Here is a 14,140-nt window from a genome sequence, read left to right as displayed (position 1 = left end):
CACCAATTAAAAATTCCATTATTCTCGTTTTATTCTCAACTGCAATTGCGACAATCCAGATGAGAATAATTACTTAAACAATGGAAAGAAACCGCTTAAACACGATTTTCATGAGAATGTGAAACTATTTGGTTGAAAAACGATGTTTCAACATCATCGACATGCGTACTCCTGACAAAAGGAGTACGCATGGATCAAATCAATCGTTTTCAAGCAGCTGCACCTGCTCAAGTTAAGTTATACTAGCAAAGATATATTCATTGAGAAAGCATAAGGTTTGGACATTTTTAAGAAAGCAATTATTGGATTTACCCATCATATATAGGGTTTAAACAATTAGCCGCTTTTACTTATATGTGAGTCAAAGTATACACAAAAACGACAGCCGTTTTGCATATGGACCGGAATATGCATATCATAGATTTCGTTTAATGCTTCTGAATTAATGATTTCATGTGTCGGACCGTTTTTTACCAGGCGCCCCTCTTTTAAAGCTACAATCTGATCTGAATAAACCGAAGCAAAGTTAATATCATGCAATACAATCACAACTGTTTTCCCCAGCTCATCGACAAGCTTGCGTAATATTTTCATAATCTGTACAGAATGCTTCATATCCAAATTATTCAACGGCTCATCCAATAAAATATATTCCGTGTCTTGGGCAATAACCATGGAAATAAACGCACGTTGCTTTTGACCGCCAGACAGCTCATCTAAGAATTTATGCTGGATATCTGTTAAATTCAAATATTCAATGGCTTGATCGACAATCCGATTATCTTCTTCATTTAAACGGCCTTTCGAATAAGGATAACGGCCAAAGGATACTAATTGGCGAATCGTCAGTTTCACAGTGAAAAAATTCGCTTGTCTTAAAATGGCAATGCGCTTCGCAAATTCATTTGATTTCATATTCTTTACATTGTTTTGGTCCAGTAATACATCTCCTGTGTCTGCATCAAGCAAACGGCTTACCATGGAAAGCAGCGTTGATTTCCCTGCACCGTTTGGTCCGATAAACGATGTAATTTTATTAGGCTGAATTTGAACCGATATATCATTTACGATAGATTTATTCCCATATTTCTTTGTCAATCCTTTAATATCAATCATGTCATCGCCCTACTTTCTTTAAGTATTAAATAATAAAATAGAAGTATGTGAAAAAAGGATAGCTAATGTAGTTAAGTGTAAAGCTTCATTAAATATAAGGCATTTCCACCAAAAATACATCAACCTTTCTTATCCTGAAATTTTACTTAAATTAATCTAGATAATAATTATTATCAAGTTCTAATTGCTCTAAATAAGAATGATATTCATTATCAATTAGATAACAATACCTAGTATATCAAATTTTCAGCCATCGTCAATGGCTGATTTATGTAAATATGACGATAATCAAAAAAACTGCCGTTTCCGGCAGTTTTTTTGATTATTCTGTTCAATTTTTCGTCAAATTTATTGATAATAGTTCGTTCAATCAGGGTACTCCCATTCATTTACAGGTATATATGGAATAGATTACTACGTTTATTTTTTCTCACAACCATCACCTGTACAATAGGAGGTTTTATTCTCATTTGGGTTCAATGATTGCAAAACAGGCGTTTCCTGTTCTTCCTGCCACACCTTTTCAAGTACCTGTGTAAAAGCTTCTTCTGGCTGTGCACCGGACACGGCATATTTTTCATTAAAAACAAAGAAAGGAACGCCCTGGACACCAAGCTGCTTTGCCAAATCTATATCTTCATTGACTTTATTACGGAATTTACAGCTGTCCAATACATTTTCAACACTCTCTCTCTCCAAACCCACTTCTTCCGCTAACTGAATCAGTGTCTTTTTATCACTCAACTGTTCGGAATCAGTAAAATAGGCTTGAAAAAAACGTTCTGTCAGTTCCGCTTCCTTTCCATTCTCGGCAGCTAATTTAGCAACTCGATGCGCGTCAAATGTATTCCCGTATTTCATCGTATCAAAGCGGTAGGTCAAGCCTACTTCTGCTGCCTGCTCCGCTACCTGTTTATTCATTTCATATACTTGTTCTAAAGACATTCCCTTCAGCTCAGAAAAAGTTTCTGCGAAGTTCTTTCCCGGAAGATGCTGTGCATCCGGATCAAGCTGGTAGCTTCTAAACTGAACTGCTACTTGTTCACGATGTGTGAATTTCTCCAAGGCATGTTCAAACCGGCGTTTTCCGATATAACAAAAAGGACATACAAAATCAGACCAAATTTCAACTTTCATTTATGTTCACCTCAATTTCCTCACTTATTTTAGCATAAGGAAACCTGGGAACAAAGTAATCTGCATTCCTTCTTTAGTCATATTTGCGAGTCTCTTCAACCGTCCCATCTGCACGATAAACCGTCAGGGAGGTTCCTTTATTTTTAGCAATGTCTTTCGCTCTTTTCACCGCTTCCTCTTTTGTATCAAATCGTTCACTTGCCTGACTGGAACCGGAAGAGCCGACAGCCCATCCTTCTTCCTGCTTATAGACTTCCTCTCCCTCCTCCAGCCGCTCCGGATTATTTGTTTTTTCTTTTCCTTCCTTTGAGCGCTGGGTCGGTTTTCCGCCTTTTTCATAGCTTTGAATTTCTTCTTTATCCGCGTTCTTATACCATTCTTTAGCCTGCTCCGTAGCTATTGGAATTGCCCTGTTCTCCTTATAGCCATCATCCAGCATTGAATTTGCGATATCAATGGCCTTTTTACGGACAGGTTTTTCTAGGTTTTTCATTGAACTTGGATAATCATTCATTGTCCAAACCATTAAAATGCCTCCTTTTTCCGTAGTGTAAGTAGCTGTAAGGGTCATTTTATAAGGACTTTTCCCTTTTCAAAACACATTAAACATTTTTATAGCCAATTATTTCTTCTAAAACGTCACTTGGCCTTTAAGCATCGGTGTTCTTGCTGTATGGTAAAATGTTCCGTCAAGATTACTTTCTGTGCATGGAAGCGACTCCCTGTATTTCATATCCATACTGTTATGATTGGATTGTTCAGACGAAAGCTGCTATTTCATTCAGCTCATTAAAATCTTATTTCTTTCATTCGCTGTAGAATCCTATCAGAGCGCAGGCCAACCACGCAGACTTCTAAGTGGTTTGCAGGCTAAACCCGTGACTCCTGGGGTTGCGATTACTCGTCCCATCGAAAACATTTGTACGTCGGAAAGCGGCGTGGTTGGCCGGAGCAGAGCTATGCACCATCATCAATTTCAAAATGGTAATGAAGAACATGTTCATCTTGGAATAGCAAGATATATTTGCTTATTCTTAGGTGCGAAAGTTGAGTATTTAAGAAAATTCACTAACCTGACAACATTGGTAATCGCAGTCCCAGGGTGAAGATCCAACAGGAGAAAAGTGAATTTCTTTTTTTACCCTTGGCGCATAAGTGCGACTTTAGCTCTGTCTACGCCTCTCGGCTTGCCAATCGCTAAGTCTTCTTTAAAGGAGATGAACTCAGGGGTCACGGGAAGCAGGGTATATTTCCGGGACCTAAAATAAAAAGGCGTGGAATTCTCCACACCTTCTAGCTTGCAAATTATGCATCTAACAGCGATTTTCCATTAATGGATACACGCTTTGTATTTTTTAGTTCATTTAAATCGGCTGCGCCAACGCCAAACATCGTCATCTTCAGCTCTAATTCCAATTGGTCCATTGTCTGAACAACGGCTTCTGCTGATTCTGTGGCTGCCTGGAGCAGATGTCTGGCATACCCGATAATATCTGCCCCAATCGTAATTGCCTTCGCAGCATCCACGCCTGTTTTCATGCCTCCGCTGGCAACTAAAGGCGCTTCAGGAAGCTCACTGCGTACAGTGACCAGACAATCCTTGGTCGGATTTCCCCAGTTATTAAATGCTTCCGCAGCTGCCCGCTTTAATGGGTCCTTCGAGCGCAGCTTTTCCACCTGGCTCCAGGAGGTTCCGCCCGCTCCAGCAACATCAATATAAGAGATGCCCGCATCATACAATCTTTTGGCAGCTTCCCCGTCAATGCCGAATCCTACTTCCTTGACCCCTACTGGCGCTTCCACCTGTTTACAAACCTGTTCAATTTTTGGCAGTAAATCTTTGAAATTCAAATCGCCGCCGTCCTGCACAGCTTCCTGCAATGAATTTAAATGAAGAACGATGGAATCAGCCTCTGTCTTATCAATAATACGCTGGCATTCCTCTGCTCCATAGCCATAATTTAATTGGACAGCGCCAATGTTTACGATTAATGGCACAGTTGGCGCCTGTCTGCGAATAAGGAAAGAATCCTTATGCTGCTCACTTTCTAAAAATGCTCTTGTCGAACCAATTGCCAGTGCCCAGCCTTTTTGTTCTGCCGCTCTAGCCAAATTTTGATTGATTGTGGTCGCCAGTTCAGATCCGCCAGTCATGGAACTGACTAGAAATGGCGCCTGCAGCGCTTTGCCTAAAAATGATGTTCTCAATGAAATATCAGCAAAATCAATTTCCGGCAAAGCATTATGAAGAAAGTGAATACCTTCCAATCCTGTAGATTTATTTACACCCTCTACGTCTCCTTCCAGACAAAGGCGGATATGTTCTGTTTTACGTTGGTTAATTCCTTTTTCCATGAATGTCCCTCGCTTATCTCAAATTATCAAACTATTTTTTGCAGAGAGTAAAGGCATTTTCAATTATTCGTCCCCCTGCTTTTTAAATAAATATAGGTGTGATTTTTTAATTTCCTTCGTTATCTTTACATCTAGTGTACTTGTTTCCTGCAATAATTGAAAGGCAAATGATGCTGTTTCAAAAGTTCACGTTCATTTGTCCTTCATTAAGAAAAAATTCAGTTGATATCTGTATTTTCTGTTATAATAGGACTACTTATTTAAGTTTTTAGGAGGATATAATGAAAAGAGATAATGCAAAAGCTTTTGCCTCAAAAGCACATCAAGGTCAAGCACGTAAAAATTCAAATGAACCGTACATAACCCATCCTGTTCGTGTTGCAGAACGTCTAGAAAAAGAAGGCTGTTCCGATGATTTAATCAGCGCCGGATACTTGCATGATGTTGTTGAGGATACCAATGTCAGCATCGAGGACATTGAACGTCAGTTCGGAAAAGAAATTGCTGACCTTGTTGCTTCTCATACGGAGGATAAATCAAAGTCTTGGTGGGACAGAAAAAAAGCGACAGTGGAACATTTAAAAGATGCTCCAAAGGAAGTGAAATATCTGATTATTGCGGATAAATTAGATAATCTTTTAGAATTGGAAAAAGAGCATCAACAGCTCGGCGAGGATATCTGGAAGAACTTTAACGCCGGGTACAAGCAGCAAAAATGGTACAACGAGGCTATCGCAGAAGAAATGTATGCTCATTTATCTCCGGATGAGATTCCTTCTTATTTTAAAGAGTTTGAACAGGCTGTTAAACGTTTTTTCAAATAATAAAGGAAACACCTTCTCTCTTTAAATAAATGAAAGAAGGTGTTTTTTAATTGTAGTTTGTTAACGTGAATTCATTTCATTCGGATGCCATCCGCTGCGAATATTACGATCCAGCGCATCGATTGTTTTTCTTTCTTCTTCGTTTAATTCAAAATCAAACACATCCAGGTTAGCTTCGATACGAGAAGGTGTTACTGATTTTGGAATGACAATCAAATCAGACTGTAAGTGCCAGCGCAGAATAACTTGCGCAATGGTTTTCTCTTTGTTCTCAGCAATTTGTTTTAGCGCTTCATCTTTTAAGACATCTTTTCCATTCATGAGAGGGCTGTATGCTTCTACATAAATACCTTTCTCTTTACAAAAGGCACGCAATTCTTTCTGTTGCAAGTATGGGTGGCACTCTACCTGATTTACAGCCGGTACAACCTCACATTCGTCTAGTAAACGTTCTAAATGCTCTATTTCAAAATTACAGACGCCAATCGCTTTTGCTTTGCCGTCTTTATAGATTTTTTCCAACGCTTTATACGTATCGATATATTGATCATGCTCCGGGGTCGGCCAGTGAATCAAATAAAGGTCCACATAGTCTGTACCCAGTCTTTCTAAGCTTGCATCAAAAGCTTTTAAGGTTTCATCATAACCATGATCTGCATTCCACACCTTTGTTGTAAGAAAGATTTCTTCACGAGGGACACCGCTGTTTGCAATTGCTTGTCCAACGCCTTCTTCATTCCCATAAACTTTTGCTGTATCAATGGAACGATAATTTGATTTTAATGCATGCTCCACAGCAGGGATAGCTTTTTCATTTTCTACCTTCCAGACGCCGAAACCAAGCTGCGGCATTTCTAAGCCATTATTAAGTGTAATGTAATTCATATTCCTGGATGACCTCCTGTAAATGATTTTATCTCTGTTTGTTTCACAATAGTCCCTAATGCATTTTTTAGTTTACAATAACAGGCAGATAAAACAAAGGTATGTGCTTGGTTCTATGATAAGGATACGATTCGCTTATAAAAATACCCGGTCAGCTGGCTCTTCACCCACTCAAAAAACAACTTTTAGTATGGTCATTTACCATACCTGTCGCTTGCATAAAAGAGTAACAAATCACCGGTCCTACAAAGGAAAATCCTCTCTTTTTCAAATCCTTGCTTAGCTGTTTTGACAAATCTGTTTGAGCAGGCACATCCTCATGCCGTTCCCAATGGTTCACAATTGGTTCTCTGTCAACAAAGCTCCAGATATAATCATCGAATGAACCAAATTCTTTTTGAATCTGCTGGAAAGCCTTTGCATTTTTAATGACAGATTCAATTTTACGCCTGTTCCGGATAATTCCTTCATCCTGCATCAATGCTTCTACTTTTTCATTTGAATAAGCAGCAATAATATCGGCTTCAAAGTTGTCAAAAGCCCGGCGGTAATTTTCCCGGCGTTTTAAAATTGTAATCCAGCTTAGTCCTGCCTGTGCCCCTTCTAATGTCAGCATTTCAAATAAATAGCGATCATCCTGAAAAACAGGCCGTCCCCATTCTTCATCGTGATATGCGATATAGACAGGCTCTTCACTGACCCAGGCACAACGTTCCTTATTCATCTTCCTCACCAATAGCGACTTCATTCTTTTCATACGAAATCCAATCGCTGAAGCTGCCTGGATAAAGCTTCACATTTTTAAAACCGGCATTATCCAGAGCCAGAATATTTGGGCATGCCGAAACACCGGAACCACAAGAAACGATAATCTCCGCATCTTTATCTAATTTGGAAAAATGCTCTCTTAACTGTTCCTCGTTTTTCCAAGTACCGTTCTCTTTTAAAACACCCTTCCAAAAATAATTGACCGCTCCCGGAATATGCCCTGCACGAGCATACATCGGTTCCTCGTCACCTAAATATCTTGCAGGTGCTCTGGAATCGATAATCGTTGTTTCTTCAGATTCAAGTTTTTCCTTGACCTCCTCCATATCAACATAGCGATTTTCCTTCTCGTTTCTGCGAAAAATGGTCGGCTGAAGGTTAGGAACCGTTGATGTCAGTTCGCCTCCCTCTGCGACCCACCTGTCCAATCCGCCATCAAGAAGGTATACCTTCTCATGACCTAAATAATCAAGCAGCCACCAAAAACGCGGCGCAAACATGTCATTCCCCTGATCATACACAACAACCGTTGTCTCATTGGAGATGCCTAGTTTTCCAAGTTTATTTGCAAATAAATCCCAATCGGGTAAAGGGTGATTTCCGCCATGCTTACCTGCTTTGCCGGATAAATCTCTATTTAAATCCATATAGACAGCCCCAGGTAAATGCCCGTGTAAATAAGCTTTTCGCCCAGCATCAGCATCCATTAAATCAAATCGTACATCTACAATAACGACATTATTTTGCGGTAAACGTTTCTTTAATCTCTCTACGCTAATGATGTTTCTCAAAATCTAACCCTCCCATATGCTATTTTTCTAATCATATCATTCCTTATTTATTTTAACAGAAAAAATTTTCTGCAGAAATTAATAATTGAGCTTCATAAAGGGTATTCTTAAACTCTGTTAAACTTGTCCACGTCCAGATACTTTTACTGTTTTAAAGCTTTATACGTTACTTTTTGGACACGCATGAATACGGTTTTTGTGTTGAGTATGGTAAAATATACAAAGCGTTGTAAAATTAGAATAGCAGAAATTTTCGCTTCAAAGGAACAATCAAAAATTTATTTAGAAGGAGTCTTTTTGATGAAAGAACAATTAATTAAGCGTTTAGAAACCTATGCAAAAATAGACACCCAATCGAATATGCATTCTCAAGCCACCCCTTCCACTCCAGGTCAGTGGGATTTGATTAAGCTATTGGAGAATGAGCTGAAGGAAGTTGGACTGGAAGAAGTATCTTATGATGAAAATGGTTATTTAATGGCTACATTGCCGGCAAATACGGATAAGGATATCCCGGCGATTGGCTTCTTGGCACATGTCGATACAGCAACAGACTTTACCGGCAAAGGGGTGGCTCCTAAGGTAATCGATTATAAAGGCGGGGATATTGTATTGAATGAAGATTTACAAGTCACCCTTTCTCCAAAAGACTTCCCTGAGCTTTCTAATTATGAGGGGCACCAGCTAATGGTGACTGACGGTACAACTTTACTTGGAGCGGATGATAAGGCAGGCATTGCTGAAATCATGACTGCCATGGAATACCTCATTCATCATCCGGAAATCGAGCATGGAAAAATCCGTATTGCTTTTACTCCTGATGAAGAAATTGGACGCGGGCCGCATAAATTTGATGTAGAACGCTTCGGCTGTGACTATGCGTACACCGTGGATGGCGGCCCTTTAGGTGAATTACAGTATGAAAGCTTTAATGCCGCAGCTGCCAGAGTGACGTTTTACGGAAACAGTGTTCATCCGGGAACAGCGAAAAACAAAATGGTGAATGCAGGAAAGATGGCTGCGCAATTTATTAATAAATTTCCTTATAAAGAATCTCCCGAGCATACAGAAGGATACGAAGGCTTCTATCATCTTATTTCTGTAGAAGGCGATGTAGAAAAATCAACAGTCTATTACATTGTCCGCGACCATGACCGGGAAAAATTTGAAACACGCAAAGACACCCTTAAAAAGTACGTAGAAGAAATCAGGAACGCATATGGAGAGAATGCTGTAGAGTTAGAAATGAATGATCAATATTATAATATGCGTGAAAAAATTGAACCGGTAAAACATATTGTAGATATTGCTGATCAGGCAATGAACAATCTTGATATTAAACCGGTTATTCATCCAGTCCGCGGCGGTACAGACGGTTCACAAATTTCATTTATGGGATTACCGACACCGAACCTGTTCACTGGCGGCGAAAATTTCCATGGCAAGTTTGAGTATATTTCTATCGATAATATGGAAAAAGCAGCAAAAACGATTGTTGAAATCAGCCGTTTGTTTGCAGAAAAAAAAGCAGAATAAGATGAAAAACAAGAGCCAATTTCACTGGTTCTTGTTTTTTTATTGTTCTTTTTCCTGAAATTATTTCTTCACTTTCCTTTCTTTTTCACTTCCATACATCATATAATATATATTGAAATGCAGCCTACGTTCACTGTTTAATAAGCAGAATTTATACTGCATCATTTCAAGGATTATGGGAATCAGCCTGCTGATTGTTTTCATCTTTTTTCGAGTTTTCATATATCTCAAAACAGATTGGAAAACCATTCTCGTTACTGATTACCTGCAATTAATTTTTATAAAATAACTCTGCACTCCAAACTTATTTAGCAGATCATAGTGTTTGAGTTTCATTCATTCTATTAAAAGCAAGGAGTTAACATGACATGCGAGGAGTTAGTTGGATTATCCTTTCGGCAATTTGCTTTGTACTGATTGGCTGCGGACCACATGAGCCATCCCCATCACAGGAAGATGCTCCGGCATCGGAACAATCAGCACCTGAAGAGCAAAAAGATACAGATGATAAGCAAGCGGAAGGACAACAGACGGAAGAGCCAGAACAAGAAGAAACAGAGCCGCCTGATGCGGTGCTGCAGAAATTTGATACAGATGATGCTGTATTACAATTAAAGCAAGCACTAAATGCCATCGGTTATGATTTAGAAGCAACAGATGAATTTGATGAAGAGCTTACTTGGGCTATAACAGATTTTCAATTGCAAACAGATGACACAGCTATTTCAGGTGTCTATGATAAAGCAACAAGAGAAGAGTTACTGCTTTATTATGAAAACGAAAAAAGTATTGAACCGGGAGAGGGCTTAGCTCCTCCCCCTGAAGAACCTGAAGTGACAGAAGCTGGAACAGAAGTTGTCGGTAATCCATACGATGAATTATCACTGGTGAATAAAAGCTTTGCACTTCCGGATGATTATATCCCTGAAGACTTGATTGTACCAGATGTGCCCTTTCCTTTCACAGAGGACTTACCTAAAAAATATCTGCGCGAGAACGCGGCACATGCCTTAGAAGAATTATTTGAAGGTGCTGAAGAAGCAGGATTAGAAATGTTTGCCCAATCCGGCTACCGTTCTTATGACCGGCAGGACGATATCTTTGCAGCGAATGCGGCACAGAATGGTGAGGATTATGCAAACACCTACAGTGCACGTCCCGGAGAAAGTGAGCATCAAACTGGACTGGCGATGGATGTTACCAGTGCAGAAGTCAATTTAGAGTTAGTAGAAGCATTTGGTGAGACAGAGGAAGGACAGTGGCTTGCTGAAAATGCTCCGGAATATGGCTTTATTATCCGTTTCCCTAAGGGTAAAGAAGATATTACCGGATACCAATACGAGCCTTGGCATCTTCGCTATGTCGGTGAAAAAACAGCGAAGTATATAACTGAACAAGGGATTACACTGGAAGAGTACTATGAAGAACAAGCTGAATAAAGTAATGAAGAAAACACCTTGAGAAGCAGATTTTCAAGGTGTTTTCTTTATCGAATAAAATGAATCGATATGTCATAATCACATTATTTATTTTTAAAATAGGAAGATAATCAATACAAAAAGAGAAGGAATAAGCAGCATTTCAATAATCAAAGGAATCCGCATTTTTCCGGCAGTTTTATATATCGTAATTAAATGCGCCAAAGACAAAATAGAAAAAACGGCCGCAAACAGATAGACAGAACCAATTGCAATATTCGTAGACAGAATAAGTATAGCTAATAAAAACAATACTAGTACTTTAAGCACACTGAATAAGATATCTGCCTTAAACCATGCAGGTATCTTTTTATTTTCCATTACATCGTCCCCCATTCCATATACATGTTATCGTATCATATTGGCGCACAGGATGGTAAGAATGAAAGTAACTGTTCACTTCTAAATTCCACCAAACATTCCTTTTCCTACTGATATGTTAAAATAGATATGGAAAATTAAATATAGAAGGGTTGATTATATGAATAATAATGAGTCTATAAAACTAACCGCTTTATCTTCTAAGGGCGGATGCGGATGTAAAATCGGACCGGCTGATTTACGGCAGGTTTTACAAACCCTCTCCCCTGCGACGGATAATCCTAATCTATTAGTCGGCTTGGATACCAGCGATGATGCAGGAGTTTACAAATTAAATGACGACACAGCCATTGTTCAGACACTCGACTTCTTCACTCCCATTGTAGACGACCCCTATTCTTTCGGGCAAATTGCCGCTGCAAATGCGATCAGCGATGTCTACGCAATGGGCGGAAAGCCGATTACAGCATTGAATATTGTTGCTTTCCCAATTGCTGATCTAGATAAACAGATTCTTTCCCGTATCTTAGAAGGCGCAGACAGCAAGCTGAAAGAAGCTGGCGTGGCCTTAGCCGGCGGACATTCCATCGACGATAAAGAACCAAAATTCGGATTGGCTGTTACTGGAACAATTCATCCTGATAAAATCCGCACAAATAGTGGCGCAAAACCCGATGATGTGCTTATTTTAACCAAACCAATTGGTGTAGGGATTTTGACGACTTCTATCAAAAGAGGCTTGTTACAGGAAGCAGAAATAGACCGGGTAACTAACGTCATGGCAGCATTGAATAAAACGGCTGCGGAAACAATGGATAACTATGAAATACATGCTTGTACCGACGTTACCGGATTTGGCTTGCTTGGACATGCTTCGGAAATGGCAAAAGGAAGCAACGTCGAAATCCAGATTTCAAATCAGCACGTACCTGTTTTGCCAAGAGTAAAAGAACTTGCGGAGAACGGCGCAGTGCCAGGCGGTACGAAGAATAACTTTAACTATTTAAAAGAGGATGTTACCTTTACGGAATCACTGGATCAGATTGACCAGTGGATACTATGTGATGCGGTTACCTCCGGAGGCTTACTTGCTGCTGTAAAAGAAGCAGACGCAGAAAAATTACTTTCGGATCTGCAGGATAAAAATATCGAGGCAGCAATAATTGGCCGCGTCACTGATAAGAAAAATGGACATATCACGGTTGAAGAATAATTCGTTTATTAGGAAGTGAAAAAATGTTTCAGGATATAGAGTTACTTGATTTATTAAAAAAACAAAAAGAAGAGACTATTTGCTTAGTTGATGTGCGCTCTCCACAGGAATTTGCTGCATTTCGTATTCCAGGAAGCATCAATATTCCTGTTTTTGATAATGAAGAGCGCGTTGAAGTAGGCACGGTTTATAAACAAGTCGGCCCTGAAGCAGCAAAGGAAAAAGGGCTAGAAATCTTCTCTATCAAGCTGCCGGAATTTATTGCCCAGTTTCAATCTCTTGGGAAAGAAAAGATTGTTTATTGCTGGCGCGGCGGCATGCGCAGTAAAACCGCTGCCACGTTGTCGATTTAATGGGTCAACAGGTTTCCAGATTGAATGGCGGCATTCGCTCTTACAGACAATGGGTGGTAAACAAGTTAGAGCAGCAGCCGTTTTCTCCCAATATGTACGTGCTGAATGGTTATACCGGATCCGGAAAAACTATTTTGCTGCACAGGTTAAAGCAGCATGGCTATCCTGTGCTTGATTTAGAAGAAATGGCAAACCACCGAGGGTCTATCTTTGGCCAAATTGGACTGGAACCGAATAATCAAAAAACATTCGAGTCTTTATTAGTCCAAGAAATGGAACGCTATGACCAAGCGCCTTTTGTTCTATTGGAAGGAGAAAGCAAACGTATCGGCAAGGCGACACTGCCTTTGTCTTTACATGAAACAAAAGAAGCCAGTATGCAGCTGTTTATCCATTTGCCTTTAGAGAAACGAATTGAAAATATATTACGTGAATACAATCCTGAAGAGCATCAAGCGCAAATAATCGAAGCCTTCGGGCGAATACGGAAGCATATTCACACCCCTGTAGCGAAACAAATAGCGGAGGACTTGGAGCAGGGTAATTTCCCATCCGCTGTAGCGCTCCTGCTGGAATATTATTACGATCCCAGATATGAGCATACGCTCCACCACTATCCAGAAGACAAACAAATGCATATCTATGCCGATGATTTAGACGAGGCTTTCAATGCAGTTGTTAACTTAATCAAACAGAAAGAAAAGATAAATATCAAGCTGTAAGCAGTATTTGGATAAACTCTCCTCTGATTAATCGAGGGGAGTTTATTTATGCATTGAGCAAAATTTGAAACTTCAGTTCGTGAACGACGAAGCAGAAGCAGCTCCTTTTTCGTCAGCCTTCACACAATCAATGGCGACAACCAGTGCAATCATGCTGGTTTCCATCTCTTCCTTAACAACTTGCACCTTATAGCTGTCTCCCCAACTAAACCACTCTTTGCTCACTTCCCCGATGATTTCACCGTGCTGATATACCTGAAAGTTCATGTCCCACCAATTCCCGCGCACTTCAATCCCTGCCGCATCAATGGTATAACGCGCTTTGAAAAAGGAAAGCCCCTTCTTGATTGCTAACACTTCCTTTCCATTTACCTCCACAAAAAACTTCGGTAAAAAGCTGAGCGTTTTTTTCGTTATAAGCGCTACTTCCTCTCCAGTATCATTCTTAACGGAGAAAGTTTTGGGAATTTTCATAAAACTTCCTTCTACGTAATAAACATCTTTTTCATCCTGATTCTTTACGCTAAACTTTTCATTTAAACTAAATACTTTTTGCTTTATATAGAGTTGTTTCATCCTCATGTCTCCTTTATTATTCCGATTATATCTGAATTTTGCTATGGAACTTCAATTTCTTTTTT

Annotated in this window: 16 protein-coding genes; 7 read left to right on the top strand and 9 right to left on the bottom strand. The window is 39.6% G+C overall.

The genetic code is table 11. The annotated features are described in order from the left end of the window. Positions 1–336 precede the first annotated feature (336 nt). The 3 genes from BN997_RS11020 to BN997_RS11010 all read right to left on the bottom strand — a co-directional run bounded on the left by BN997_RS11020 (position 337) and on the right by BN997_RS11010 (position 2,779). Entirely contained in the window at positions 337–1,116 is a 780-nt protein-coding gene (locus BN997_RS11020) for an iron ABC transporter ATP-binding protein (protein WP_042532246.1), read from the bottom strand. A 420-nt stretch (positions 1,117–1,536) separates the two neighbouring features. Further along, positions 1,537–2,253: a DsbA family oxidoreductase gene (locus tag BN997_RS11015; RefSeq protein WP_042532245.1), complete on the bottom strand. Its 717-nt coding sequence runs from the start codon at positions 2,251–2,253 to the stop codon at positions 1,537–1,539. Between the two features lie 73 nt (positions 2,254–2,326). Continuing rightward, positions 2,327–2,779 carry a DUF2188 domain-containing protein gene (locus tag BN997_RS11010; protein ID WP_042532242.1) on the bottom strand — a complete coding sequence of 151 codons (453 nt, stop codon included), beginning with the start codon at positions 2,777–2,779 and terminating at the stop codon, positions 2,327–2,329. Positions 2,780–3,131: 352 nt separating this feature from the next. On the opposite strand from BN997_RS11010, the gene BN997_RS22920 reads away from it, so the two are divergent. Continuing rightward, positions 3,132–3,359, top strand: coding sequence for a hypothetical protein (locus BN997_RS22920; RefSeq protein ID WP_139089076.1), 228 nt, complete (start codon positions 3,132–3,134; stop codon positions 3,357–3,359). A gap of 199 nt (positions 3,360–3,558) precedes the next feature. On the opposite strand, the gene fni is transcribed toward BN997_RS22920, so the two are convergent. Next, positions 3,559–4,608 (bottom strand): type 2 isopentenyl-diphosphate Delta-isomerase, encoded by a 1,050-nt coding sequence (gene fni, locus BN997_RS11000; protein ID WP_042532238.1) that lies wholly within the window; start codon positions 4,606–4,608, stop codon positions 3,559–3,561. Positions 4,609–4,889: 281 nt separating this feature from the next. Between fni and BN997_RS10995 the strand changes: the two genes are divergently transcribed. Beyond that, positions 4,890–5,432 (top strand): HD domain-containing protein, encoded by a 543-nt coding sequence (locus tag BN997_RS10995; protein WP_042532237.1) that lies wholly within the window; start codon positions 4,890–4,892, stop codon positions 5,430–5,432. Between the two features lie 60 nt (positions 5,433–5,492). On the opposite strand, the gene BN997_RS10990 is transcribed toward BN997_RS10995, so the two are convergent. The 3 genes from BN997_RS10990 to BN997_RS10980 form a co-directional block, all read right to left on the bottom strand. Next, on the bottom strand, positions 5,493–6,317 hold the full coding sequence (locus BN997_RS10990) for an aldo/keto reductase (protein WP_042532234.1): 825 nt from the start codon (positions 6,315–6,317) through the stop codon (positions 5,493–5,495). A 163-nt stretch (positions 6,318–6,480) separates the two neighbouring features. Continuing rightward, positions 6,481–7,041, bottom strand: a complete 561-nt coding sequence (locus BN997_RS10985) for a DNA-3-methyladenine glycosylase I (protein WP_042532232.1) — start codon at positions 7,039–7,041, stop codon at positions 6,481–6,483. Further along, on the bottom strand, positions 7,034–7,876 hold the full coding sequence (locus BN997_RS10980; protein WP_042532230.1) for a sulfurtransferase: 843 nt from the start codon (positions 7,874–7,876) through the stop codon (positions 7,034–7,036). Before BN997_RS10980 ends, BN997_RS10985 begins: the two co-directional genes overlap by 8 nt. Positions 7,877–8,176: 300 nt before the next feature. Here BN997_RS10980 and pepT point away from each other — a divergent pair, with 300 nt between their 5' ends. Continuing rightward, complete coding sequence (gene pepT, locus BN997_RS10975) at positions 8,177–9,412, top strand: peptidase T (RefSeq protein WP_042532228.1); 1,236 nt, start codon at positions 8,177–8,179, stop codon at positions 9,410–9,412. Between the two features lie 368 nt (positions 9,413–9,780). Then, a complete protein-coding gene (locus tag BN997_RS10970) occupies positions 9,781–10,851 on the top strand; it encodes a D-alanyl-D-alanine carboxypeptidase family protein (RefSeq protein ID WP_042532226.1) in 1,071 nt (356 codons plus the stop codon). Positions 10,852–10,944: 93 nt separating this feature from the next. On the opposite strand, the gene BN997_RS10965 is transcribed toward BN997_RS10970, so the two are convergent. Then, entirely contained in the window at positions 10,945–11,211 is a 267-nt protein-coding gene (locus BN997_RS10965; RefSeq protein ID WP_042532224.1) for a hypothetical protein, read from the bottom strand. A gap of 160 nt (positions 11,212–11,371) precedes the next feature. Here BN997_RS10965 and selD point away from each other — a divergent pair, with 160 nt between their 5' ends. The 3 genes from selD to BN997_RS10955 are packed head-to-tail and all read left to right on the top strand — an operon-like array spanning position 11,372 to position 13,499. After that, positions 11,372–12,424 carry a selenide, water dikinase SelD gene (selD, locus tag BN997_RS10960; protein WP_042532222.1) on the top strand — a complete coding sequence of 351 codons (1,053 nt, stop codon included), beginning with the start codon at positions 11,372–11,374 and terminating at the stop codon, positions 12,422–12,424. A gap of 23 nt (positions 12,425–12,447) precedes the next feature. Further along, positions 12,448–12,777 carry a rhodanese-like domain-containing protein gene (locus tag BN997_RS23760; protein ID WP_338112888.1) on the top strand — a complete coding sequence of 110 codons (330 nt, stop codon included), beginning with the start codon at positions 12,448–12,450 and terminating at the stop codon, positions 12,775–12,777. Further along, positions 12,777–13,499 (top strand): tRNA 2-selenouridine(34) synthase MnmH, encoded by a 723-nt coding sequence (locus tag BN997_RS10955; RefSeq protein WP_338112887.1) that lies wholly within the window; start codon positions 12,777–12,779, stop codon positions 13,497–13,499. Before BN997_RS23760 ends, BN997_RS10955 begins: the two co-directional genes overlap by 1 nt. Positions 13,500–13,571: 72 nt before the next feature. Here the strand turns inward: BN997_RS10955 and BN997_RS10950 are convergent, their stop codons facing one another. Beyond that, positions 13,572–14,075: an LURP-one-related/scramblase family protein gene (locus tag BN997_RS10950; protein ID WP_042532220.1), complete on the bottom strand. Its 504-nt coding sequence runs from the start codon at positions 14,073–14,075 to the stop codon at positions 13,572–13,574. Between the last annotated feature and the right edge of the window lie 65 nt (positions 14,076–14,140).

It is taken from the genome of Oceanobacillus oncorhynchi (assembly GCF_000821065.1).
Classification (GTDB): Bacteria; Bacillota; Bacilli; order Bacillales; family Amphibacillaceae; genus Oceanobacillus; species Oceanobacillus oncorhynchi.
Note: the sequence above shows the minus strand (reverse complement) of the source record. Positions and strands in the feature narration are given on the sequence as shown.